At 72.8% G+C, this 22,717-nt stretch carries 18 protein-coding genes and 1 pseudogene; 7 read left to right on the forward strand and 12 right to left on the reverse strand.

The window, feature by feature from the left end; genetic code table 11:
• Positions 1–314 precede the first annotated feature (314 nt).
• Together ACFYMM_RS13150 and ACFYMM_RS13155 are read left to right on the forward strand one after the other, a co-directional pair.
• Complete coding sequence (locus ACFYMM_RS13150; protein ID WP_388385949.1) at positions 315–1,649, forward strand: TQXA domain-containing protein; 1,335 nt, start codon at positions 315–317, stop codon at positions 1,647–1,649.
• Positions 1,650–2,004: 355 nt separating this feature from the next.
• A complete protein-coding gene (locus tag ACFYMM_RS13155; RefSeq protein WP_388385951.1) occupies positions 2,005–2,178 on the forward strand; it encodes a hypothetical protein in 174 nt (57 codons plus the stop codon).
• Between the two features lie 839 nt (positions 2,179–3,017).
• Here the strand turns inward: ACFYMM_RS13155 and ACFYMM_RS13160 are convergent.
• On the reverse strand, positions 3,018–3,371 hold the full coding sequence (locus tag ACFYMM_RS13160) for a hypothetical protein (protein ID WP_388385952.1): 354 nt from the start codon (positions 3,369–3,371) through the stop codon (positions 3,018–3,020).
• Between the two features lie 213 nt (positions 3,372–3,584).
• Here ACFYMM_RS13160 and ACFYMM_RS13165 point away from each other — a divergent pair.
• Positions 3,585–3,848: pseudogene (locus ACFYMM_RS13165) on the forward strand (UTRA domain-containing protein); the annotation flags it as partial.
• Here ACFYMM_RS13165 and ACFYMM_RS13170 read toward each other — a convergent pair.
• On the reverse strand, positions 3,845–4,339 hold the full coding sequence (locus ACFYMM_RS13170; protein WP_388385953.1) for an HAD domain-containing protein: 495 nt from the start codon (positions 4,337–4,339) through the stop codon (positions 3,845–3,847). The pseudogene ACFYMM_RS13165 and the gene ACFYMM_RS13170 overlap by 4 nt on opposite strands.
• A 242-nt stretch (positions 4,340–4,581) precedes the next feature.
• On the opposite strand from ACFYMM_RS13170, the gene ettA reads away from it, so the two are divergent.
• Genes ettA through ACFYMM_RS13185 form a run of 3 tightly spaced genes read left to right on the forward strand, consistent with a single transcriptional unit; the run spans position 4,582 to position 7,350 of the window.
• Positions 4,582–6,246, forward strand: coding sequence for an energy-dependent translational throttle protein EttA (gene ettA / locus ACFYMM_RS13175; RefSeq protein WP_388385954.1), 1,665 nt, complete (start codon positions 4,582–4,584; stop codon positions 6,244–6,246).
• Positions 6,247–6,250: 4 nt separating this feature from the next.
• Positions 6,251–6,664 carry an acyl-CoA thioesterase gene (locus ACFYMM_RS13180; protein WP_388385955.1) on the forward strand — a complete coding sequence of 138 codons (414 nt, stop codon included), beginning with the start codon at positions 6,251–6,253 and terminating at the stop codon, positions 6,662–6,664.
• The gene (locus ACFYMM_RS13185; RefSeq protein WP_388385956.1) at positions 6,661–7,350 is read left to right on the forward strand and encodes a hypothetical protein; all 690 of its coding nucleotides are present in this window, start codon (positions 6,661–6,663) and stop codon (positions 7,348–7,350) included. The genes ACFYMM_RS13180 and ACFYMM_RS13185 overlap by 4 nt, the downstream gene beginning before the upstream one ends.
• Positions 7,351–7,375: 25 nt before the next feature.
• On the opposite strand, the gene ACFYMM_RS13190 is transcribed toward ACFYMM_RS13185, so the two are convergent.
• Complete coding sequence (locus ACFYMM_RS13190) at positions 7,376–7,789, reverse strand: globin (RefSeq protein ID WP_388385957.1); 414 nt, start codon at positions 7,787–7,789, stop codon at positions 7,376–7,378.
• Between the two features lie 113 nt (positions 7,790–7,902).
• Here ACFYMM_RS13190 and ACFYMM_RS13195 point away from each other — a divergent pair, with 113 nt between their 5' ends.
• The gene (locus ACFYMM_RS13195; RefSeq protein ID WP_388385958.1) at positions 7,903–8,895 is read left to right on the forward strand and encodes a methyltransferase domain-containing protein; all 993 of its coding nucleotides are present in this window, start codon (positions 7,903–7,905) and stop codon (positions 8,893–8,895) included.
• Between the two features lie 24 nt (positions 8,896–8,919).
• Here the strand turns inward: ACFYMM_RS13195 and ACFYMM_RS13200 are convergent, their stop codons facing one another.
• The 9 genes from ACFYMM_RS13200 to ACFYMM_RS13240 form a co-directional block, all read right to left on the reverse strand.
• Positions 8,920–10,686, reverse strand: coding sequence for an FHA domain-containing protein (locus ACFYMM_RS13200; protein ID WP_388385959.1), 1,767 nt, complete (start codon positions 10,684–10,686; stop codon positions 8,920–8,922).
• A gap of 62 nt (positions 10,687–10,748) precedes the next feature.
• Positions 10,749–12,095 carry a VWA domain-containing protein gene (locus ACFYMM_RS13205; protein WP_388385961.1) on the reverse strand — a complete coding sequence of 449 codons (1,347 nt, stop codon included), beginning with the start codon at positions 12,093–12,095 and terminating at the stop codon, positions 10,749–10,751.
• An 89-nt stretch (positions 12,096–12,184) separates the two neighbouring features.
• Complete coding sequence (locus ACFYMM_RS13210) at positions 12,185–13,930, reverse strand: protein phosphatase 2C domain-containing protein (protein ID WP_388385962.1); 1,746 nt, start codon at positions 13,928–13,930, stop codon at positions 12,185–12,187.
• A gap of 3 nt (positions 13,931–13,933) precedes the next feature.
• Positions 13,934–16,402 carry a tetratricopeptide repeat protein gene (locus ACFYMM_RS13215; RefSeq protein WP_388385963.1) on the reverse strand — a complete coding sequence of 823 codons (2,469 nt, stop codon included), beginning with the start codon at positions 16,400–16,402 and terminating at the stop codon, positions 13,934–13,936.
• Positions 16,399–17,727: a hypothetical protein gene (locus tag ACFYMM_RS13220; protein WP_388385964.1), complete on the reverse strand. Its 1,329-nt coding sequence runs from the start codon at positions 17,725–17,727 to the stop codon at positions 16,399–16,401. The genes ACFYMM_RS13215 and ACFYMM_RS13220 overlap by 4 nt, the downstream gene beginning before the upstream one ends.
• A 46-nt stretch (positions 17,728–17,773) precedes the next feature.
• Complete coding sequence (locus ACFYMM_RS13225) at positions 17,774–18,814, reverse strand: glutamate ABC transporter substrate-binding protein (RefSeq protein WP_388385965.1); 1,041 nt, start codon at positions 18,812–18,814, stop codon at positions 17,774–17,776.
• A 14-nt stretch (positions 18,815–18,828) separates the two neighbouring features.
• Entirely contained in the window at positions 18,829–20,280 is a 1,452-nt protein-coding gene (locus tag ACFYMM_RS13230) for a hypothetical protein (protein WP_388385966.1), read from the reverse strand.
• A gap of 208 nt (positions 20,281–20,488) precedes the next feature.
• The gene (locus ACFYMM_RS13235) at positions 20,489–21,460 is read right to left on the reverse strand and encodes an N-acetylglucosamine kinase (protein WP_388385967.1); all 972 of its coding nucleotides are present in this window, start codon (positions 21,458–21,460) and stop codon (positions 20,489–20,491) included.
• Positions 21,451–22,716 (reverse strand): 6-phospho-beta-glucosidase, encoded by a 1,266-nt coding sequence (locus ACFYMM_RS13240; protein ID WP_388385968.1) that lies wholly within the window; start codon positions 22,714–22,716, stop codon positions 21,451–21,453. Before ACFYMM_RS13240 ends, ACFYMM_RS13235 begins: the two co-directional genes overlap by 10 nt.
• Position 22,717: the final 1 nt, after the last annotated feature.

Here is a 22,717-nt window from a genome sequence, read left to right on the forward strand (position 1 = left end):
GCCGGCCGTCCCGGCGATAACGATTCCGGATCGGATCGGTCATCCGACGATCTGACCGGGAAACGGGCTCCTGCTTGATCCATAGGATGCCGGGACGCGGTCCTCGGGACTGCTGATTCTGCTGGTGGGACCGTCCCCCCACGTCCAATGGGTCCTGCTCGAAGGGGAATTGGGTGTTTGCTGCGTTCTCTGGACCGTCCGGGCCAACGGGTCCACCGGCCACGTCCGCGTGCTCCCCGCGCGCGTGCTCCCCGCGCTCCGCGCTCGGCCGCAGAGCGGTCCGCGTCGCCGCCGCGGCGCTGGCGTCCGGCCTGGTGGCCGTTGGTGCGCTGACCGGCGCGGGTACGGCCGTCGCGGACACGGCCCCGCAGACCCAGGGCGGGGCGACGGCGACCATAGGCGCCCTGAAGACCTACGGCGAGGCCGTGATCCACCAGACCGGCGGCGACGAGCGGGTGGCCGCGGGCCTGTTCGAGATGTCCGTGGACGGCGGCGGCACCCTGCAGACGTACTGCGTGGACCTCCGCAACCCCACGCAGCGCGACGCCCGGTACCAGGAGACACCCTGGAGCGGCACCTCGCTGGGCACCAACAAGGACGCCGGCCGGATCCGCTGGATCCTGCAGAACTCCTACCCGCAGGTCAACGACCTCGCGGCGCTCGCCCGGCGGGCCGGGGCCCAGGGCCTGACCGAGCAGGACGCGGCGGCGGGCACCCAGGTGGCCATCTGGCGCTACTCGGACGGGGCACACGTCGACGCCGTCGACCCGCAGGCCGAGAAGCTCGCCGACTACCTGCAGAAGAGCGCCCGTGGCCTGGCCGAGCCGCAGGCCTCGCTGACCCTCGACCCGCCCGCGGTCTCCGGCCGTCCCGGCACACTGCTGGGACCGGTGACCGTGCACACCGACGCGCACAGCGTCACCGTGGCACCGCCGGGCGACGCGGCCATCAGCGGCGTACGGATCGTCGACCGGACCGGAAAGCCGATCACCTCGGCGCAGGACGGCAGCCGGCTGTTCTTCCGCGTCCCCGAGGACGCGGCGGACGGTGTGGCGCAGCTGACGGTGCAGGCGTCGACCACGGTGCCGGTGGGCCGCGCCTTCACCTCCGAGAGCCGCAGCCAGACCCAGATCCTGGCCGGCTCCAGCGAGTCCACGGTCTCCGCGACCGCCGGTGCCACCTGGGCGGCCAAGGGGGCCATACCGGCCCTGTCGGCCCACAAGGACTGCGCCAGGGGCGGCCTGGACATCACCGCGGCCAACGCCGGCGACCGGCCGTTCACCTTCCAGCTGATGGGCGCCGAGCACACGATCCCCGCGGGTGCCTCCCGCACGGTGACGATCCCGCTCCAGGAAGACCAGGCCTACGACTTCACGATCACCGGACCGGGCGGCTTCGCCCAGCGCTTCACCGGCGTCCTCGACTGCAGGACCCAGGGCACCGTCACCGGCAAGACCACCCAGACCCTCAGCGAGCCCGTCCCCGCCTCGGTGGGCGGCACCACCGGCACCCTGGGCCCCACCGACCTGGCCGCCACCGGCGGCACCAGCGTGACCCCCCTGATCACGGGCGTGGCCATCGGCCTGGTGGTGATCGGCGGCGCGGTCCTGATCCTCCTGCGCAAGCCGGAAACACCCACGAACGACTGACCGAACATGGGCGAGGCCGTTGTGCGAAGACGTTTACTGTCGGCGGCTCTGATCGCCGTCGGCGTGACAGCCTGCGGGAGCAACCACGGCGGAGGTGCCGCACCGGTCGACCCGGCTGGCAGCCGGTCCCGGGAACCGAGCGTGCGCGTGCTGTCCCAGGCGCGCCTGGGCCAGGCCGTCGTGGACGCGCACGACCTGCCGGGGATCTGGGTCGAAAAGACCGGTACCGGCCTTCGCCACAGCGGGCCCCGCCCCACGCCCGCACGTGATTCCGCGGGCCTGAAGTACAGGTGCGGCCCAGCGGCGGCGCGGGCGTGCTTCGGGACGAGGCGGTCGCTCCGTTACGGTGCGCTGCATGACCGACGCTCCGGCGGCACGCAGCAGTCACGTACGGCAGCAGTTCATGAGACGAGCCGCGACCAGGCCCAAGGGGATCGAACTCCTGAAGCGGTTGTCCACTGCGGAGTTGCGCGTCGACGATCCGCCGCAGATCGGCGAACCGCTCGTCCTGCCGAGTGCCACCTGCTAGTGCTGTGACCGGAAAGGTTCGCCGAGAAGCTCGCGGTGTCCGGTGCTGGGGGCACCTCCCACGCCGTTCAGGCAGTGGGGGAGCCTCGCAAGGCGGAGCGTCGCCCGCGTACTGGACGTACTCGGGTGATGCGACAACGCGGCGTGGGGGTACCCCCGGCCGAAGGCTGGGGGAGTGCCGTGCCGGGCGTCGCGAGCCGGTGAACCTTTCCGGTCGCAGCACTAGATCACTCAGGGCGTACGCCGTATACGTGAACCCGTCCGTGGTGTGGAACTGCGCACCCCAAGTGCCGAGGCTCACCCTGCTGACGCGCGACCACGGCAGACGTTGAGTGCCCCAGGGATTCACCATGACGATCAGGTCCGTCCTGGCTTCCAGGCGCACGCGAAGGAGCCCACCAGGCGAACAGGGCGAACCCCGGCGCGACGGCGGTGGCGATCCCCGCGGAGCCCGCGGAAGGCGCGTCCGGATGGGAGAGCACGCCCAGCCAGGCGGACAGCGCCCCGCACGCTGGGCCGACAGCCAGCAGGTAGCCCGTTGGCCGCCCAGACCGGCCGACCCGCCACACACCAACAGCGCCGTCTCGCACGTCATCCACGTGCGAGTGATCCCCCTCGTGCCAGAACCATGCCAGGTCGCAGAGGGAACCCGAGCTTCCCAAGCTCAAGGCTGCGGCCACCTGATACGCGGTGGCCACCTGAGGCGTGGTTTCTGTAGCTTGCCCTCGAGGTCAGCTCTAGGACCATGGGCGGCCGTCTCAGTTTCCGTCCCATTCAGCGCCGTTCACGGCCTCGGCCGCCACCGGCGCGCCTCGGGTGTCGGGCGACTTTGAACTTCAACTAGGCGCGGCTGACACTGACGCCGCCGACCAGGCCCCAGGCGTCGATCCGGACCGTCGGGCCACCCGGCTCGCTCGGGCCATCGTCCTTCACTCCGCCCAGGCGCAGTCCGTGGACCTCCACCCGGACGTCGCGGCGGACCTTGAGGCTGACGCCGCCGATCAGGCTCAACTTGGTGATGCGCAGTTCGGTGCCGTCCGGGATGTCGATGTCCGTCAGATCGACGTCGGCACCACCGATGAGGGAAGCGGTGACGGTCCTCTCGTGGAGGGTGGCTCCTGCCAGGCGATGACCGCCCATCAAGCTCACCTTGATGTCGGTCTTCTGTGGGTTCTCGCCGTTGCTCTTCGTCATGGGAAGTACCGTACGGACGTCGGCCCGCGAGCCCCAGTGCTCCGCATCCGGTGTTGCATATGACAGGTGTCATGCCGAAGCCCACGCCGGGACATGAGTGCGGAGGGCGCTCCTGGCCGAAGCGGCAACCGGCCCCTCCAGCAGTATGGGCCTGGGTGACGGGGAACGGTCACCTCGCGAAAATGGCCCGAGCAGCTCCCACGTCCTCTCAAGCCCGAGGGCGGCCCGCACGCCGGGGCGGGCGTCGTGAACCGCATGGCCGCGATCGGCGTCGCCGTCAGCCACGCAGCGGAGCAGCCCGAGCCGAGGCAGGCGACCGCCGAGGAGGCGTCGTTACTCGGCATCCGGAAGGCCGCGCTCGTCACGCACATCCGGCGGACGTACTACAGCGACCGGGGACGGCCCGTCGAGACGGCGGACATCGTGGTGCCCGCCGCCCACGGCGAGATCGTTTACGAGATCCCGATCAACCGTTAGCCGATGCCCTCAGCGGCGAGCCAACCGGCGAGCGCGGAAAAGTCGGCGTCCACGAGCCCTTTGGCCGGGTCGACGCGATGGAGCAGCGACGGCCCGCGGTGTTGAGCCGCGACCCAGACGCGGTCCATGGCGCTGATTTCGTCGTCGACCCAGATGAACGGTCGACCGTCGGCCCACTCGACCAAGGGGCGGGTCTTCCAGTGCAGGCCGCGCGGCCCGTCGTCGGCGCCGGTGTCCGGCCACTCCACCACGGGCAGCTTCGGTAGTCCGAGGCGTGGAGCGACGGCCTCGTTCGCGTCCTCCATCCATGTCGTGGCCCACACGAGATGGCAGCCCAGGGCGAGGAGACGCGATCCGATGCCGGGATCTGGTCGACCGAGCAGCGGGTTGCCCTGATCGACAGACGTCGAGGAGCCGTACGACGCCCCGAACGGGATGAGCGGCCCGTCGACGTCGAGGAAGAGGATGGGGCGCTCCGCTGCGCTGGTCACAGCGGCACGATAGCCCGGCGCGGTGGCGGCGGGGACTCTGCTTCCCGGGCCGTCCCTGGGCCGTGCGAGGGTGCACGAGGCCACTCAACGGCGACCGGCAGCGACAGACGAGCCATCGCCGTGAGCCACGAAACCCCAGGTCACAGCGCCCAGACCAAACGGGTTACCACCCAGGGCTGGCCGTCAGGCAAGATGGGGTGTATCTGCCCACTGCCAGATTTCAAGCTGCCGGACGGTTTCTCTTGGCTGAGTTCATTTACACCATGCGCAAGGCGCGCAAGGCGCACGGCGACAAGGTGATTCTCGACGACGTCACCCTGAACTTCCTGCCGGGTGCCAAGATCGGCGTCGTCGGTCCGAACGGTGCCGGTAAGTCGACCGTGCTCAAGATCATGGCGGGGCTGGAGCAGCCGTCGAACGGTGACGCCTTCATCTCGCCCGGGTACAGCGTCGGCATCCTCATGCAGGAGCCCACGCTCAACGAGGAGAAGACGGTCCTGGAGAACGTCCAGGAGGGCGTCGCCGGGATCAAGGGCAAGCTCGACCGGTTCAACGAGATCGCCGAGCTGATGGCGACCGACTACTCCGACGCGCTGCTCGACGAGATGGGCAAGCTCCAGGAGGACCTCGACCACGCCAACGCCTGGGACCTCGACGCCCAGTTGGAGCAGGCCATGGACGCCCTTGGCTGCCCGCCCGGCGACTGGCCCGTCACCACCCTCTCCGGTGGTGAGAAGCGCCGCGTCGCGCTGTGCAAGCTGCTGCTCGAGGCGCCCGACCTGCTGCTCCTCGACGAGCCCACCAACCACCTCGACGCCGAGTCGGTGAACTGGCTGGAGCAGCACCTGGCCAAGTACGCGGGGACCGTGGTGGCCATCACCCACGACCGGTACTTCCTCGACAACGTCGCCGAGTGGATCCTCGAACTCGACCGCGGGCGTGCCTACCCGTACGAGGGCAACTACTCCACGTACCTGGAGACCAAGGCCACCCGCCTCAAGGTCGAGGGCGCGAAGGACGCCAAGCGGCAGAAGCGGCTCAAGGAAGAACTGGAGTGGGTCCGCTCCAACGCCAAGGGGCGCCAGGCCAAGTCCAAGGCCCGCCTCGCCCGGTACGAGGAGATGGCCGCCGAGGCCGAGAAGATGCGGAAGCTGGACTTCGAGGAGATCCAGATCCCGCCGGGCCCGCGGCTGGGCAGCGTCGTCGTCGAGGTCGACAAGCTCAACAAGGCCTTCGGCGAGAAGGTGCTCATCGACAACCTCAGCTTCACCCTGCCGCGCAACGGCATCGTCGGTGTCATCGGCCCCAACGGCGCCGGCAAGACCACGCTCTTCAAGATGATCCAGGGGCTGGAGACGCCCGACTCCGGTGACATCAAGGTCGGCGAGACCGTCAAGATCTCCTACGTCGACCAGAGCCGCGAGAACATCGACCCGAAGAAGACGCTGTGGGCCGTCGTCAGCGACGAGCTGGACTACATCAACGTGGGCCAGGTCGAGATGCCGAGCCGCGCCTACGTCTCCGCCTTCGGGTTCAAGGGCCCGGACCAGCAGAAGCCGGCCGGTGTGCTCTCCGGCGGTGAGCGCAACCGCCTCAACCTCGCGCTGACCCTCAAGCAGGGCGGCAACCTGCTGCTCCTCGACGAGCCGACCAACGACCTCGACGTGGAGACCCTCAGCAGCCTGGAGAACGCGCTGCTGGAGTTCCCCGGCTGCGCCGTCGTCGTCTCCCACGACCGGTGGTTCCTCGACCGCGTCGCCACGCACATCCTCGCCTACGAGGGTGACTCCAGGTGGTTCTGGTTCGAGGGCAACTTCGAGTCGTACGAGAAGAACAAGATCGAGCGGCTCGGTGCGGACGCCGCGCGTCCGCACCGAGCCACGTACAAGAAGCTGACCCGGGGCTGATCTCTTGCGCCACCTCTACCGCTGCCCGCTGCGCTGGGCGGACATGGACGCGTACGGCCACGTCAACAACGCGGTCTTCCTCCGCTACCTGGAGGAGGCACGTATCGACTTCCTGTCCCCTCCGGACCGCCGGTTCCGGCAGGGGTCCGTGGTGGCGCGCCACGAGATCGACTACAAGCGGCAGCTCGTCCACCGGCGCGAGCCGGTGGACATCGAGCTGTGGGTCACCCAGATCAGGGCGGCGTCCTTCACGATCACCTCCGAGGTCAAGGACGCCGACCACCTCTACGTCCGGGCCTCCACGGTGGTGGTGCCGTTCGACTTCGAGACGCAGCGGCCGCGCCGCATCGTCGACGAGGAGCGGGACTTCCTGGAGAAGTACCAGGACGACGCCCAGGAGGAGGCCGTCGCCGCATGACGGTGCTCCACCTCGCCGACGACGGGGAGGCGGCGGACCTCGCGGCCTTCCTGTCCCGGCTGCTCCACTACGACCGTTCGGCCGCGGTGCGCCTGCAGGCGGCCGGAACCGCGCTCGCCGTGTTCGGACGGCCGCCGTCCTTCGAGGTGCTGGCCGTCCGCGCGGTGCGGCTGGCCAAGCCGTACGAGGACGGACTCGACGTCACCCTGGACGTGACCGTCTCCGCCGGTGAGTTCCTGGAGGCCGTGGACGAGACCGCGGCCACGGCCGCCGTACCGGCTCCGGTGACCGGCCCGCCGTGGGCGGGCGTCCTGCCGCCGCGCGGCGGCTGGCGGCCCGAGCCGGGGCTGCCGGCACCGGACGCGCTGCGCACCACGGTCGCCGCGGCGGTCGCCGAATTCCGGAGCCGTACCGGCGAGCTGGAGCCCGAGCGGCGCACCCGCGCGGAACTCGACCGGATCGGGCGGGACATCTGGACCCGGACGGTCGGGGAGACCCGGCTTCCGGTGCGGGCCGTGCACGCCGCGCAGTCACTGGGCTTCCTGCGGCCCGGCACGGCCGCCGAGGACACCGGGCTGTTCGCGTCGGGGGCGTGGCTGCGGCTGCGTACGCCCTACGGCTCGATCGCGGTACGAAGGGGCGGCCTCGGGGCGCTGGACGTCAGCGTCGGCAGAACCCCGGGCTGAACGGTCACACCGGTAACGGGAGAGCTCAGTCAGGCGTGTTGATCATCGAGGCGGCCGCGTACGTCAGGTAGTTCCACAGCTGTTCCCGGTGCTCCTCGGACAGGCCCAGCTCGTCGACGGCCACCCGCATGTGCCGCAGCCAGGCGTCGTGCGCGGCCCGGTCCACGGTGAAGGGCACGTGCCGCATGCGCAGCCGGGGGTGACCGCGGTTGTCGCTGTAGGTCGTCGGGCCGCCCCAGTACTGGATGAGGAAGAGCGTCAGCCGCTCCTCGGCCGGCCCCAGGTCCTCCTCCGGGTACATCGGCCGGAGCAGCGGGTCCTCCGCGACGCCCGCGTAGAAACGGTGGACCAGCCGGCGGAAGGTCTCCTCCCCGCCGACCTGCTCGTAGAAGGTCTGCTCCTGAAGCGTGCCGCGCCGAATCTCTTTCACGCTCCCCATGGTCTCAGACGCCGTGACCCAGGACTCGAGGCCTAGGTCCACTCACCCGACGCGGGCTCGCCTCCACTCGGCGCCTGCTCGCCTCCGGCCGGTTCCCGCCGCACAGTGGAGCCATGAGCGCGCACGCTGTCGACGGGAAACATGACGGTGTCGAGGGGCTCGCCGCCGCCGCGCGGGCCGCGCTGGTGCGGGAGATCGACGCCGACGGGGTCTGGGACGAGGACCCGGCCTGGCGGGAGGCTTTCGCGCAGGTGCCGCGCCATCTGTTCGTGCCGTTCTACTACGTGGCCGGCCGGGGCGGGTACGAGCGCCGGTGGGGGCAGAGCCCGGATCCGGAGGTCCGGGAGCGCTGGGTGCTGGGTGCCTACGCCGACGCCCCGCTCGCCACCCGGCTGCGCGACGGCGAGCTGGTGTCCTCCAGCAGCCAGCCCTCGCTGATGGCACGGATGCTCGTCGCGCTGCGGGTGGCGCAGGGCGACCGGGTCCTGGAGATCGGGGCCGGCACGGGCTACAACGCGGCTCTGCTCGCCCATCGCCTCGGCGACGACGACCTCGTCACCACCATCGACCTGGAACCGGAGATCACCGAGTCGGCCCGGCAGCACCTGGCCGCCGCCGGGTACCGCCCGGTGGTGGTCACCGGCGACGGGGCGCGCGGGGTCCCCGAACGCGCCCCCTTCGACCGGATCATCGCGACCTGCGAGCTGCCCACGGTGCCGCGCGCCTGGCTCGCGCAGTGCCGTCCCGGCGCCCGGATCCTGACCCCGCTGGCCACCGGTCTGATCGCGCTCACCGTCCGGGACGCCGGGCACGCGGAGGGACACTTCCTGCCCACCGCCGCCTACTTCGTACCCCTGCGGGGCGGCAGCCGGCCCGAACCGGATCCGGTGTCCCTCCGCGGGCTGCCGGGCCGGGCCCGCGAGGAGGAGCTGTTCCGCTTCCTGCTGGCCCTGGCCCGGGGCGGCGTCGATCCGTGGGACGCCTACGCGCTGTGGCGGCGCGAGGGCAGGCCCGGGCGAGAGCGGTACGGCATCACGGTCAGCGGGGAGCGTGCGTGGGCGTGGCTGGACGCACCGGAGGGGCCGTACACCTGGCCCCTCCCGTAAGGGTCTCAGAACCCCTCGAACCCCTCAGCCGCGGCGGACGGTGATCGTCGTCCAGGCGCCCACGTGCACCCGGTCGCCGTCCTGCAGCGGCACCGGCACGAACGGCTGGATCGGTTCGTCCGAGCCGTTGACCGTGGTGCCGTTGGTGGAGTTCTGGTCGACGACCGCCCAGCCGCCGTCCGGCTGCTGCACCAGCACCGCGTGCTGGTGCGAGACGCCCGGGTCCTCCGGCGGCACCGACAGGTCGATGTCGGGGGACTCGCCGGTGGAGTGCCTGCGACGGCCGATGGTGACCTGGTTGCCGGTGAGCGTGCGCTGCTGCTCGGGGGAGTACGCGGGCAGGTTGAGGCCGGCGGCCTCGGGGCCCGAGCGCTGCATCATCGCCATGAAGTAGTCGCGGTCCGGTCCGATCGTCGCCGTCCAGGTCGCCGGCCCCTGGGGTGCCTGCGGGAACGCCGGTCCGGGCGGGGCCTGGGTGGCGCCGGGCGGCGGGTAGCCGTAACCGCCGCCGGGTCGGCCGGGCTGGCCGGACGGGCCGGCGGAGGACGGCGGGGAGATCACCCAGTCGTCGTCACCGCCGCCGAAGGAGGGGCCGCCGGCCGGGGGCCGGCCGGTCTCCCGCGGGAAGGCGGGCGGCGCGGGCGGACCCGACTGCTGGAAGGCCTGCGGGGCGCCGCCGGCCGTACCGCCGGGACCACCGGGCGGCGGCGGAACCGTACGCGAGGGGTCGCCACCGAAGCCGGACGGACCCGGGCCACCGGGAGCGCCCGGACCACTCCGACCGCCGAAACCGGACTGGTCCTGACCGCCACCGAAGCCCGAGGGACCGCCGGGGCCCGGTCCGCCGCCGAAGCCGGGCTGTCCGGGCCGACCGGACTGGCCCTGACCGCCACCGAAACCGGACTGGTCCTGACCGCCACCGAAACCGGACTGGTCCTGACCGCCACCGAAACCGGACTGGTCCTGACCGCCACCGAAACCGGACGGACCACCGGGACCACCGGGACCACCGGACTGGCCCTGTCCGGCGCCCCCGAAGCCGGACTGACCGGACTGACCGGACTGACCGGACTGACCGGACTGACCGGACTGGCCGGGCTGGCCGGAAGGCCCTTGCCCGCCGCCGAAGCCGGAGGGACCACCGGGGTTGCCGGGACCGCCCGGACCGCCGGACGGCCCCTGGGCGCCGCCGAAGCCGGGCCGGCCCGACGGCCCGGGGCCGCCGAAGCCGGACGGAGGGCCCTGCGGAGGGCCCGACGGACCGGACTGGCCGCCGTCGAAGCCCTGACCGGGCCGGCCCTGCGGAGCGGACTGCCCCGGCCCGAACGGCGTCGGCCCCGAGGGCTCGCTGCCGAACGACGGGATCGGCTCGGCGGGACGGTTCATCTGCGAGGGGCGCGAGCCCTGGTACTCGTAGGAGTCACCGCCGCCGTAGGACTGGCCGGGCGGCTGGAAGCGCGGAGCGGCCGGGCCGGGCGCGGGCTGGCGCGGGGCGGCCGGGGTGTACGAGGTGGCGGTGTTCGTCAGGAAGTTCCACCGGCACTCCTCGCAGAACGGCGCACCGCCCTCGCGGGGCGTGCGGCACTGCGGGCACAGCTCCGGCTCCTGGTCCGGTACGGCGGACAGGTGCGGGCGGCCGCCGCCGGGCTGGGTGCCCTGCGGGGGCGGGAAGCCGTAGCCGCCGCCGGGCGGGGGCGGAGGGGGCGGAGGCACGGCACCGGCCATGCGGTGACCACAGACCTCGCACCAGTCGTCGGAACCCGACTGGTGTCCGTTCGGGCAGGTCGGCATGTCGGCGCTTCCCCCTCTCTTTCAGGGTCCTAGTCGGTCGTCGTACGTCACGTCGACGTACGTCACTTCTTTACACGAACAGTCTTTGTGGACCGGGTCTCGAGAGTCATCTCGTCTGCCTCGGCAACCTTGGCCTTCAGTCGCACAGTACCTGTCGCGGCGTCGACCACGTCCACCACCTTCGCAAGCAGTTTCGCAGTATCGGCGTTCCCGGAGACACTCGCCAGCTGAACCGCGCGCCCCAGTTTGGAGGTTGCCGCATCCATATCGCCCGCTTTGCGGAGATCGAGCCCCTGTTGGATGGCCTGGGCGAGTTCGGCCTGGCCCGTGTAGTGCGCGACCTGCGGATTGATCGAGGTGGAGGCGGTCATGTCGTCCGTCCACACCGCCCGTACCAGCCCCTGCGCGCCCAGGCTCTGGGCGGTCCCGTCGGGCTGCGGGACCACCAGTGAGACCCGGGCGGCGAGCATCTCCTGGCCGAGACCGGCCGCGGGTACCTCCACGCAGACGTGGTAGTCCCGGGACTCGTCCCCCCAGGAGCCGGTGGGGTAGTCCCCGGCGCGCGGGCCCGCCTCGGTGCGCCGGCCGGTCAAGTCCTCGACCGTGGGGGCGACTTGCTTGACGAACTTGATGGTCGTGCCGACCGGCGTCCACAGTCTGAGGGCGACGTCGGCGACCTCCTTGCCCATCGCCGCCTCCATCATCCGCGTGAAGTCGGCGGCCAGGGCGGCCGGGTCGGCGACGATGTCGGCGGTGCCGAGCAGCGCCGAGGCGATCCCTGTGACTTCTTTCACTTCCCAGTCGGTGCCCACGCCCCGGGCGTCACAGGTGAACCGTCCGGCACAGGAGTCCAGCGCGGCCCTGAGGTCCTCCGGCGACTCGTGCTCGTTGCGGCCGTCGGTGAGCAGGATGCCGTGCCGGATCGTGACGTCCGCCGAGGACAGCAGGCGGTCCGCCAGCCGCAGCCAGGTCCCGATGGCCGTACCGCCGCCCGCGTCGAGCCGGCGCAGCGCCTGCTTGGCCTGCTCGCGGGTGGTGGGGTCGGCGACCGCGACGCGCCCACCGCCGGGGTAGACCTCCTTGGCGATGTGCGTGCCGCCGATCACCGCGAAGTGGACGCCGTCGCGCAGGGTGTCGATCGCCGCGGCGGTGGCGTCGCGGGCGTTGCGCATCTTGGTCGGCGGGTAGTCCATCGAGCCCGAGCAGTCGACCATGACCGCCACGGCCGCGGACGGGCTCCGGCCGGGCGGGTAGAGGTTCGGCGCGGTCAGCGCCTTGCCGATGGTGCCGCCGCCCGTAGCCGTCACGGTGACGATGGCGTTGACCTCGCGGCCGCCCTCCGGCAGGTACTCGTTCTGGTACACGTCCACCGAGAACTGGGGCACGTTCGACTTCGAGAAGTTGGCCATACGTACTCAAATCCCCCTTGAACGCCCTGCTGACGCAGGGCGATGGCTGTGAAAAGACCGAACAGACCGGTCCCCTCCGGTCCGTGGTCTCAGGCCGATACTGCCCCCTGCGGCGGGGCCGGGAACGGCAGGACGGCCACTGTTACGTTGTCGTGGCCCCCGCCGTCCAGGGCGTGGCCGACCAGGACCCGGGCGCTGTGCAGCGGGCGGACGGCGGCGTCCCACGGTACGACCTCGGACATCTCCTCGGCCGTCTCCGCGTAGTTCCACAGCCCGTCCGTGCACACGACCACCACCCCAGGCCGGTCGGGCTTGAAGGAGGCGGTGTGCGGCTCCAGTTCGTAGGCGTCGGCGCCGAGCCAGCCGGTGATGGCGTGGGCCCGCTCGTCGGCGTACGCCTCCGCCTCGCTCATCAGACCCGCGGCGACCATCTGCGCGGCCCAGGAGTCGTCCTCGGTCAGCCGGGCCGGGGGCGTGGCGCGGTCCGCCGGTACCCAGTAGACGCGGCTGTCGCCGACCCAGCCCACCGTCAGCAGGCCGGAGGTGACCACCGCGCCGACGATGGTGCAGGCCGGGGCGTTCTGGTGCGGGGTGTGCTCGCGGGCCGGAGCGGGCTCCTGCGCGAGGGCGTTGACGGCGTGCGAGGCGGCGACGATCGCGTCGTGCATCGCCTGCTGCGGATGCGTGCCTCGCGGCAGGGCGGCGAGCAGGGTCTCGCCGGCGGCCTGGGAGGCGGCCAGGGAGGCGTCGTCGGGGCGGGTCGCGGAGGAGACGCCGTCACAGACGACGGCCAGGGCCACCGGTGAGCCGTCGGGCAGCGCTGTGTGGGCGACGGTGAAGGCGTCCTCGTTGCGGTGGTGGCGCAGGCCCCGGTCGCTGACGGCGGCGACCGGGCCCGACTCCCGCTCCATGTGGTCGCGTTCGCGGGGCTGGGCGTGCCCGCAGTTCTCGCAGTAGCCGTCGCTGTCGACCCGCCCGGCCCGGCAGGCCACGCACACCTGCCCGGACTCGTCCCCGGCGCCGGGCTCGGCGGCCATCCGCGGGTCCGGCGCCTGCAGCGGGTAGTCGTCGGGCTCGCTCGCGCGATCGAACCGGACCCCGGCGGGGGACTCCTCGGGGCGGGAGGAGGACGCGGAAGCGCCCGGGAACGACGGCGGGTTGGGTGCCGAGGCCGGTGGCTGCGCGGGCTGCGGGCCGTCGGCCCCGAAGGGGGGCTGCCCCGGGTGGGCGGCGCCCGGGGCAGCGAACGCGGGCTGTTGCGGGGATCCGGGAGCGCCCGGGTACGCCGGGGCGCCGGTGCCGAACGGGGGCTGTTGCGGGGATCCGGGAGCGGCCGGGTACGCCGGGGCGCCGGTGCCGGACGGGGGCTGTTGCGGGGATCCGGGAGCGGCCGGGTACGCCTGGGCGTCGGTGCCGAACGGGGGCTGTTGCGGGGATCCGGGAGCGCCCGGGTACGCCTGGGCGTCGGTGCCGGACGGGGGCTGCTGCGGGGACCCGGAAACGGCCGGGTACGCCGGGGCGCCGGGGCCGGGTGGGGACTGCTCCGGCAGCGGTGTGCCGGGCAGGGGTGAGCCGCCCGAGTCGGTGCCGGGCAGGTCCGTCGGCAGGTGCGCCGCGGGCGGTGCGCCGGAACCGGCCGGCTCGGGAGCGGGCCAGTCGACGCCCTCCCCGGGCGGGCCCGACCCGTTCATGGTGAGGGTCGGACGGTCCTGCGGCGGAGCGGGCACCACCGAAAGGTCGTACCCGCACGCGCCGCAGAAGAGGTCACCCGACTCAAGCGGCTCCGCGCAGCTCGGGCACTTCGACAGTGCGGCCTGCTGGGGCATCTGCGACATCAACTACACCCACGTCCGGGGGCGGTAACGGTTGGCCCGTTCCACCAGGTCGATCCTCTCCTCGCCGCCGGTCGCCAGCCGGGCCAGCGTGCGGTAGGAGCGTTCCAGGCCGAAGCGGAGGCCCCGCTCGTCCAGACCGCTGCCCAGCAGCACCCGGCCGCCGGCGGCGGGCTGGGCACCCTGGCCTGACGAGAGTATCCAGTCCAGCGCGCAGCCGAGCACCTCGGCGGACAACTGCTCGCGCCGCGCCGGGTCCAGGCCGTACGCGTCCAGCGCCTCGACCTGACCCGCGGCGGCGGTCAGGTCGTCCAGGAACGGTACGTCACCGGCGCTCGCCGTGCGCTGCCGCAGCCGCGCCCGTACGGCGGCCACCCGGGCCGCCGTGTAGTGGATGGAGGCCTCCGGCACCGACTCCAGGGTGCGTACGGCCCCCGTCCGGTCACCGGCCGCCAGCCGCACCCGGGCCAGACCGAACGCGGCGCTGACGAAGCTCGGGTCGGTGGCCCACACCAGGCGGTAGTACTCGGCGGCGTTGTCCAGCTGGCCCAGCACCTCCGCGCACAGGCCGAGCGCCAGCTTGGGCGCCGTCTCGCCGGGAAAGGCGTCGTAGATCGCGTCGAAGGCCAGCGCGGCGCCCTCGAAGTCGCCGGTGACCAGCGAGGTCACGCCCCGATACCACACCACCCGCCAGTCGTCGGGCCGTTCGTCCTCCAGCTTGGTCAGGGACATCAGCGCGGCCTGGTGGTCTCCGCTCTCCAGCCGGGCGCGGATCTGGCGCAGCCGGGTCTCGACCGTCTGCGTGGGCGCGGCGGCCAGCGCGCCGAGCAGTTCGGCCGGCGCGGAGGCCATCAGACCCGCCAGGAAGCCCGCGTTGGGGTCGCCCGGGTCGACGTGCGGGACCGGCAGGGCGAGCGCGGCGGCCGGGCTGTCGACCGGTCTGACCAGGCCCGCGGCGACGGCGGCGGGCGGGGCGGGCCGTCCGCCGCGCACCGCCCGCGCCCCCAGCCGGGACACCTCCCCGGCCGGCCTCGGGAACAGCTCCGTGTCCGTGACCTTCAGCTCGGGCCCGAACAGGGTCGACAGCGCCGGCCGGGCCCGCCCGCTCTGCAGCGACACGACCTCCCGCAGCACGCCGGTCAGCTGCTCGGCCATCTCCTGCGCGGAGGCGAACCGGCGTGCCGGGTCCGGGTCGGTGGCGCGGACCAGCAGCCGGTAGAAGGACTCGTACTGGCGGAAGACCTCGATGGTGTCCGGGTCGGGCAGGGAGTCCACGAAGACGTTCGTGTAGCCCTGGAAGTCGAAGGTGAGGACGGCGAGCGTCCGGCCCACCGTGTACAGGTCGCTCGCCACCGACGGGCCGACCTCGGCCACCTCCGGCGACTGGTAGCCGACCGTGCCGTAGATCGCCGACTCGTCGTCGTCCATGCGGCGCACGGCGCCCATGTCGATCAGCTTGAGCTGGTCCTCGGTCTGGATCGCGTTGTCGACCTTGAAGTCGCAGTACAGCAGGTTGCGGCTGTGCAGATGACCGAGCGCCTCCAGGGCCTCGATGCCGTACGCGCAGGCCTGCTCCACCGGCAGCGGGTCGCGGCGGCCCTCGGGGGTGCGGCGGGCGTTGGCGATCTCCTTCAGGGACTTGCCGCCGACGTACTCCATGACGATGTAGCCGTCGAGGGAGCCGGTGCGCTGGTCGAGGTGCTCCACGAAGTTGTAGATCCGCACGATGTTGGCGTGCTCGATCTCCGCGAGGAAACGCCGCTCGGAGATCGCGGCGGCCATCGCGTCCTGGTCCCCGGTGTCCAGCAGGCCCTTGAGCACCACCCAGCGGTCCGAGACGGCCCGGTCCACCGCGAGGTAGATCCAGCCCAGGCCGCCGTGCGCCAGACAGCCCGCCACCTCGTACTGGCCGTGCACGATGTCGCCGGCCTTCAGCTTCGGCACGAACGAGTACGGGTTGCCGCACTTGGTGCAGAAACCCTCCGTGCGCCCCGGCCGCTCGCCGCGCGCCCGTCCCACCGGCGCCCCGCAGTCCGAGCGCGAGCAGAACCGCTTGCGCTCGGGCACCTCGGGGTTGTCCAGGACCATCACGCGCGGGTCGGGGCGCGGCACCTGCGGGACCGTGACCAGGCCGGCGCCGAGCCGGCTGCGTCCGGAGGTGCCGGAGGCCGAGCCGGAGCTGCGCACGGACACCGAGCGGCCGGTGGAGTTGCCCGACAGGGACCGCGAGAGCCGCCCGGACACCGAGCGCCGGGACTTCGACGACTGGGACGACGTACGCGCGCTGCGGCTGCTGGAGCCCGCCGAGGAGCCCTTGCCGCCGCTGGTGATCCCGGTGGGCGGCGAGCCGACCATCCCGCTCGCGCTGACGACCGGGGCGAGACCGCAGGTGTCGCAGTACAGCTCGCCGCCGCCCACGTCCTCGTAGGTTCCCTCGCAGCCCGGACGCTGACATGTCCGCTGTGGCCCGCTCATGCCTGTTCCCCCTCACGGTCCTCGGGGCCGCCCTGGTGCGCCGTGTGCGGCGCGCCGAACTGCTCGGCGGCCGCCTGCTGGTAGCGCAGCACGGCCTGCTCGGCCACGCGCAGGTCGCAGGGCGCGCTCCACAGCATCCGGCGTGCCGCGTCGTACCGCTCGATGAGGAACGGGTCCTCGGCGAGGCCGTACCGGGCGACCTTCGCCCGGTACGCGTCGAGCCGGCCGCGCAGCTCGGCGCGGACCGCCAGCGGCGCGGTGACCGCGGTCAACGACTCACGGGCGCGCAGCAGTTCGTCCTCCGCCTTCTGCTCCAGGGACTCCAGCAGCGGCGAGAGGCGGTGCCACTGGGCCTGTCTGCGGTACTCGGCCGCCGCCGCCAGCTGCTCCTGCAGCGCGGTCGGCGGGCCGCTGACCACCGGCACCTCCGTCGCGGCGATCTTCGCCAGCACCTCGCCGCGCGCGGTGCGGGCCTCGGCCAGGGTGCGGTCCGCGCGGGAGAGCACGTCCCGCAGCCTGATCAGCCGCTGCTCGGCGTCCTGGCGCACCGTCAGCACGGCGTCGATCTCCCGCCGTACGTCCTCCAGGGCGCGCGCCTCACGGTCGTACACCGTGGTGTCCGGGCGGCCGCCGCCGGGCGCCGAACTGCCCTCGGCCGGCACCCAGAAGGCGAGCGGGTCGCGCACCACGTCCTCGCGCAGCTTGGTCAGTGTGCGGGTGATGCGCTCCAGGTCGTCGCCGGCCGGGTGCTCGCCGGGGCGCACGCCGACGGAGTGCGCGAGCTTGCGGGTGCGCTGGAGTTCCGCGGCCAGTAAATCGATCCGGGCGGGCAGTGCCGACCAGACGGCGTCGGCGGCGACGACCATGTCCAGCGAGGACGCGTACAGCTCGTTCATCCGGTCGACCAGGGTGGTCAGCGAGAAGCTCCGGCTCAGCCTGCCCGGGCCGGACAGGGTGGGCGCGTTGGCGGTCGCGGTGGTGCTGTCCGCGACCGTGACGGACTCGCCGCGCAGCAGTTCGGTCAGCTCCACCAGGTCCTCGCGGCTGGACCAGCGGCGGCGGGCGCGGATCTCCCGGGCGGAGCGCAGCGCGGCCGTGTAGGCGTCGAAGTACGCCCACAGCAGGGTGATCGAGGCCTCCGCGTCCTGCCAGCGCTCCTGGGTGACGCCGGACAGTTCCGCGCCCTCCAGGAGCCTGCGGCCCGCGTGGTCCTGCAGGGCGAACAGCGAGGTCTCGATCGCCTCGTGCTCCGCGCCGAGCCGCGCCAGCGCACGGTCCACCTCGTCCCGGTCCATCACCGGCCCGGCGGGGTCCGTGACGCCCATCGATCACCTCTCGCTGCTGTGGGGTTGCCTGGTCGGGGAAGTCGGGTCAGCTCTTGCGCAGATACTCCGGGGCGGGCGGTTTCGACGGTGTGGAGTCCTTCCCCAGTGTCGCCGACAGCCATGTGTCGTACGACGCCTGCCAGCCGCCGGCCCGGTAGTCGACCAGGATGCGATTGACCCGGCGTACCAGATCGTCGGCGTCCTTCTTCATCGCCACGCCGTAGTACTCGGTGGTGAACGCGGCGCCCTTCAGCTCGACCGTCGGGTCCTGGGCGGCCTGGCTGGCGGCGAGCGCGCCGTCGGTCACCACCGCGTCCACCTCGCCGAGTTGGAGCCGCACCAGGCAGTCGAGCTGGTTGGGGACGGTGGTGGATATGTCGGTGGAGGCGGGCAGCGTGTGGTTCCTCCGGTCGGCGTCCAGCTTGGTGTAGGCGGTGGAACCGGCTGCCGTGCAGACCTTTTTGTTCGCCAGCGAGCTGTTGTAGCCCGTGACGGAGGACGACTTGGGGGCGAGCACCTGCTGGCCGGTCTTGAAGTACGGCGCGGAGAACGCGACATCGGCCAGGCGCTGGCAGGTGATGGTCATGGTGCGCACCACCATGTCGACCCGGCCGTCCTGGATCGCGGAGATGCGCTGGCTCGTCGGGATGGCCTTGAACTGGACCGCGCCGGGGTCGCCGAGGATGTCCTGGGCGATCCGGTGGACCAGGTCGATGTCGAAGCCCTCCAGCTCCGCGCCCTGGGTGTTGGGGTTGCGGTAGCCCCAGTGGTAGCTGTTCTGGTCGACGCCGACGATCAGCTTGCGCTTGGCGCCCGTACGGGCCTTGATGGCGTCGATCGTGGGACCGTCGGCGCCCGACGGCGACAGCGTCTGCTCCTGCGCCTCGGAGTCCTCGCAGCCGTCGGCCCGGATCTGGGCGCCGGCGGCCACCCGCTGCCCGCCCGGGGTGTCGTCGGCGTCGTCCGTGCCGGGTGACTGGGTCAGCGGCAGCAACAGGACGAACGCCAGCGCCAGGGCGCAGACGACCGCCATCGCCCCGACCCCGCCCCAGCCGCGCAGGGAGGCCCGCACACGTCGTGCGTGCATCGTCACGCCCCCTTTCACCGGTACTCCGAAAGCCTGCGTCCGATGCCGGCCAGCGCGGCCGCCGCGGCGAGGACGGCGAGGACGGCGGCACCGACGGGCAGCCCGGTCATCGCGTCCCGGCCGTCACCGGCGGCCTGCTGGAACTCGGCCTGCTCGTGGTCGATGGCCCGGGCGAGGCTGGCGTCGACCCCGTCGAAGCACTCGCCGGTCGCGTCCTTGGCGCCGATCACCTTGTCCAGCGCCTCCTGGTAGTTGCCGTCCTCGTCCTCGGTACGCGCCGAGGTGTGGCGCTGTTTCCACACCGCCATGTTCGCCTCGGCCGCCTTGACCGGTGCGGCGCCCGCCCGGTCGTCGGCGAGCTTCCCGGCGTCGGCCAGGCCCTTGCCGAGGGCGCTCATGTCCCTGTCGAAGTCGTAGTAGTAGGCGTCGTACGTCCGGTCGCCGACCTTGACGGTCTCGGCGCCGCGCGCCACCAGGCTGAGGTTCTCGTTGCCCCGGGCCTTGAGGGAGGCGATGCGGGCGTCGTGCAGGACGTGCAGCGAGCGGACACCGTGCGCGTAGGAGCCGTCGAGCCCGGAGCGCGCGACCGCGTGTCCGACGACCAGCCACAGCAGGACCGCCGCGGTGGCGCCCGAGGCGGCCACCAGGCCGTGGTTGAGGACCCGGTTGGTGCGCCGGAAGTTGCGGTGCTGGGCCCAGCCGAGCGCGGCCAGCGCGAGGACACCGAGCACGATCGCCGTCCACGGGTAGGGCGTGGCGTCCGCGTAGTCGGCGTCGAGCCGCTGGTTCTCCTTCGTGTAGAGGTCCTCCGCCGCCGGGAGCATCTCGTTCTGCATCTTCTCGTTCGCGTACCGCAGATAGGCGCCGCCCACCGGGAAGCCCTGCCGGTTGTAGGTACGGGCCCGTTCGATCAGGCCCTTGTACTCCGGCAGCAGCCTGTTCAGCTTGGCGATCGTCGCCTCGGAGGGCGAGCCCGGCTCGGCGTTGGCGGCGGCCGTGACCAGGCCCGAGGCGGCCGTACCGATGTCCTTCTCGTACCGGTCTCGGGTGGCCGCCGTCTCCTGGCCGCCCGCCAGGAAGCCGCTGGAGGCCGCCGTGTTGGCGTCGGCGAGCGAGCGGTAGATGTCGGCGGCGCCGGAGCTGAGCGGCTGGCTGCGGTGCAGCACGTCGTCGGCGGCGGCCGCCCGCTCGGTGGCCTGCCAGGCGGTGACGGCGCCGAACGCGACGACCAGCAGGGCCAGTACGGCGCCGATGATGCGCAGCCGGCCCGGCTCGGTGGTGGCGGCGGCACGCAGCCGGTCGACGCCCTCCGCGAACGCCGTACGACGGGGAGCCGGGGGCCCGGCCGCCGGGGTCGAGGGCCGGGCGGGCTGGGCCGGCCGGGGCGGGACGAACGGTGTGACGGGCAGGCCGGGAACCGCCGTCGGCCCTGGTGGTGGCGCGCTGCTCTTCGGCGGGTGTGTCACTTGACCTCCCCCATGGTCATCCGTTCGCCGCCAAGTATCGCCGCCCGGACCGACATCCGCACCGGCCTTCGCTGGATCTTGATCGGATCGCAGTACGACTGCCGTGGGCGGGGGCGCTGTTCCGGCCCCCTGCCCATGAATACGTGAGGGGAAGCTGATCGGTTCCCCGGGGTCCGCCGCCCCCGGAACCCCCGGCGCCCGGGGGCGCCTAGGACTCGAAGTACGCCCGCGCGCGGTCCTGTGCCCCCGCGCCCGCGCCCACCCGGTCCAGGCCCAGCAGCGCGGCTCCCAGCACCGGGCTCGCCGTCACCACCCGGGGTACCGCCTTCGGCGCCCGGGCGGACAGCAGTTCGCGTACGCCGTCGTCGAGTTGGGGGTGGCCGGCGGTGAGGACGCCGCCGCCCAGCAGCACCGGTGTCTCCTCGTCGAGCAGGTCCAGGCGGGTCAGGGCGACCGTGGCCATCGCCACCACCTCCTCGGCGAGCCGGTCCACGACCGCGCGTGCCGGGGCGTCCCCGTCGGCGGCCGTCGCGAACAGCACCGGCGTCAACTCGTGCCGCCGCTCGGGCGCGACGTGCTCCAGGTGCAGCGCCTCGATCAGCGCGTACATGGACGGCAGCCCGAAGTGCGCGGGCAGCGTCCGGGCCAGCGCGGTCGGCTCCCCGCGCCCGTCCTCCGCGCGCGCCGCCAGCCACAGCGCCTCCTCCGCCAGCCCCCAGCCACCGCCCCAGTCACCGGAGATGCGGCCCAACGCCGGGAAGCGGGCGCTGCGGCCGTCGGGGCGCATGCCCACGCAGTTGATGCCGGCGCCGCACACCACCGCCACGCCCCTCGGCTCGGCCACGCCCGCCCGCAGGATCGCGAAGGTGTCGTTGCGCACCTCCACCGACGCGCCCCACGCGCGCGTGCGCAGCGCGGCCGCCAACTGCTTCTCCTCCACCGGCAGATCGGCGTTGGCCAGACACGCCGAGACCTGCGCGACGGAGGTCACACCGGCGTCGGCGTACGCCCGCGCGACCGTCTCCGCGAGGGCGTCCACCGCCACCCGCACACCCACCGCCGGCGGCCGGAAGCCACCGCCGCGCGCCGTGGCCAGGACGTCCCCGGAGGCCGCGAGCACGGCGACGTCGGTCTTGCTGTTGCCCGCGTCGATGGCGAGGACACTTGCGGTCAGGCCCACGCGAGGTGCTCCCGGTTGTGCGCGATCAGACGGTCGGTGAGGGCTTCGGCGTACTCGTACTGGCCGACCAGGGGATGCGCCAGCAGTGCCCGGAACACCCGGTCCCGGCCGCCCCTGAGGGCCGCTTCGAGCGCCAGCTCCTCATAGGCGGTCACCTGGGCCACCAGGCCCGCGTACAGCGGGTCCACGGCCGGCACGGCCAGCGGCGCCGTGCCGCTGGGCCCGACCGCCGCCTGCACCTCGATCACCGCGTCGTCCGGGAGGAAGGGCAGGGTGCCCCTGTTGTACGTGTTCACCACCTGGTAGGGGCTGCCCGCGCCGCCCAGCAGGGCCGCCGCGAGGTCCACGGCCGCCTCCGAGTAGTAGGCGCCGCCGCGCCTGGCCAGCAGTTCCGGCTTCTCGTCCAGGGCCGGGTCGCCGTACATCGCGAGCAGCTGCCTCTCCATTTCGGCGACTTCGGCGGCCCGGGACGGCTTGGTGCGCAGCTCCCGTACGACCGCGTCGTGGGCGTAGAAGTAGCGCAGGTAGTAGGACGGGACGACGCCCAGGCGGTCCAGCAGCGGGCGGGGCAGACGCAGGTCGTCGGCGACGGCGTCGCCGTGCTCGGCCAGCAGCTTGGGCAGCACGTTCTCGCCCTCGGGGCCGCCGAGGCGCACCCCGGTCTCCCAGGTGAGGTGGTTGAGGCCGACGTGGTCGAGGTGGATCTCGCGCGGGTCGGTGCCGAGCAGGGCCGCGAACTTCCGCTGGAAGCCGATCGCCACGTTGCACAGACCGACCGCCCGGTGCCCGGCCTGGAGCAGGGCACGGGTGACGATCCCGACCGGGTTGGTGAAGTCGATGATCCAGGCGCGCGGGTTGGCACGCCTGACGCGTTCGGCGATGTCGAGGACCACCGGGACCGTGCGCAGCGCCTTGGCCAGGCCGCCCGCGCCGGTGGTCTCCTGGCCGACGCAGCCGCACTCCAGCGGCCAGGTCTCGTCCCGCTCGCGGGCCGCCTGGCCGCCGACGCGCAGCTGCAGGAGGACGGCGTCGGCGCCCTCGACGCCCGCGTCCAGGTCGGACGTGGTGACGATCCGGCCCGGGTGGCCCTGCTTGGCGAAGATCCGGCGGGCCAGTCCGCCCACCAGGTCGAGGCGGTCGGCGGCCGGGTCGACGAGGACGAGTTCCTCGACCGGCAGGGTGTCCCTGAGGCGGGCGAAGCCGTCGACGAGTTCGGGGGTGTAGGTCGAGCCTCCGCCGACCACGGTGAGTTTCATG

The organism is Streptomyces sp. NPDC006739, assembly GCF_042869815.1.
Classification (GTDB): domain Bacteria; phylum Actinomycetota; class Actinomycetes; order Streptomycetales; family Streptomycetaceae; genus Streptomyces.

Coding starts and splice junctions, on each gene's coding strand:
- ACFYMM_RS13155 (WP_388385951.1), top strand. CDS start 2,005: ATGACCGACGCTCCGGCGGCACGCAGCAGTCACGTACGGCAGCAGTTC.
- ACFYMM_RS13160 (WP_388385952.1), bottom strand. CDS start 3,371: ATGACGAAGAGCAACGGCGAGAACCCACAGAAGACCGACATCAAGGTG.
- ACFYMM_RS13185 (WP_388385956.1), top strand. CDS start 6,661: ATGACGGTGCTCCACCTCGCCGACGACGGGGAGGCGGCGGACCTCGCG.
- ACFYMM_RS13190 (WP_388385957.1), bottom strand. CDS start 7,789: ATGGGGAGCGTGAAAGAGATTCGGCGCGGCACGCTTCAGGAGCAGACC.
- ACFYMM_RS13195 (WP_388385958.1), top strand. CDS start 7,903: ATGAGCGCGCACGCTGTCGACGGGAAACATGACGGTGTCGAGGGGCTC.
- ACFYMM_RS13200 (WP_388385959.1), bottom strand. CDS start 10,686: ATGCCGACCTGCCCGAACGGACACCAGTCGGGTTCCGACGACTGGTGC.
- ACFYMM_RS13205 (WP_388385961.1), bottom strand. CDS start 12,095: ATGGCCAACTTCTCGAAGTCGAACGTGCCCCAGTTCTCGGTGGACGTG.
- ACFYMM_RS13210 (WP_388385962.1), bottom strand. CDS start 13,930: ATGTCGCAGATGCCCCAGCAGGCCGCACTGTCGAAGTGCCCGAGCTGC.
- ACFYMM_RS13215 (WP_388385963.1), bottom strand. CDS start 16,402: ATGAGCGGGCCACAGCGGACATGTCAGCGTCCGGGCTGCGAGGGAACC.
- ACFYMM_RS13220 (WP_388385964.1), bottom strand. CDS start 17,727: ATGGGCGTCACGGACCCCGCCGGGCCGGTGATGGACCGGGACGAGGTG.
- ACFYMM_RS13225 (WP_388385965.1), bottom strand. CDS start 18,814: ATGCACGCACGACGTGTGCGGGCCTCCCTGCGCGGCTGGGGCGGGGTC.
- ACFYMM_RS13240 (WP_388385968.1), bottom strand. CDS start 22,716: ATGAAACTCACCGTGGTCGGCGGAGGCTCGACCTACACCCCCGAACTC.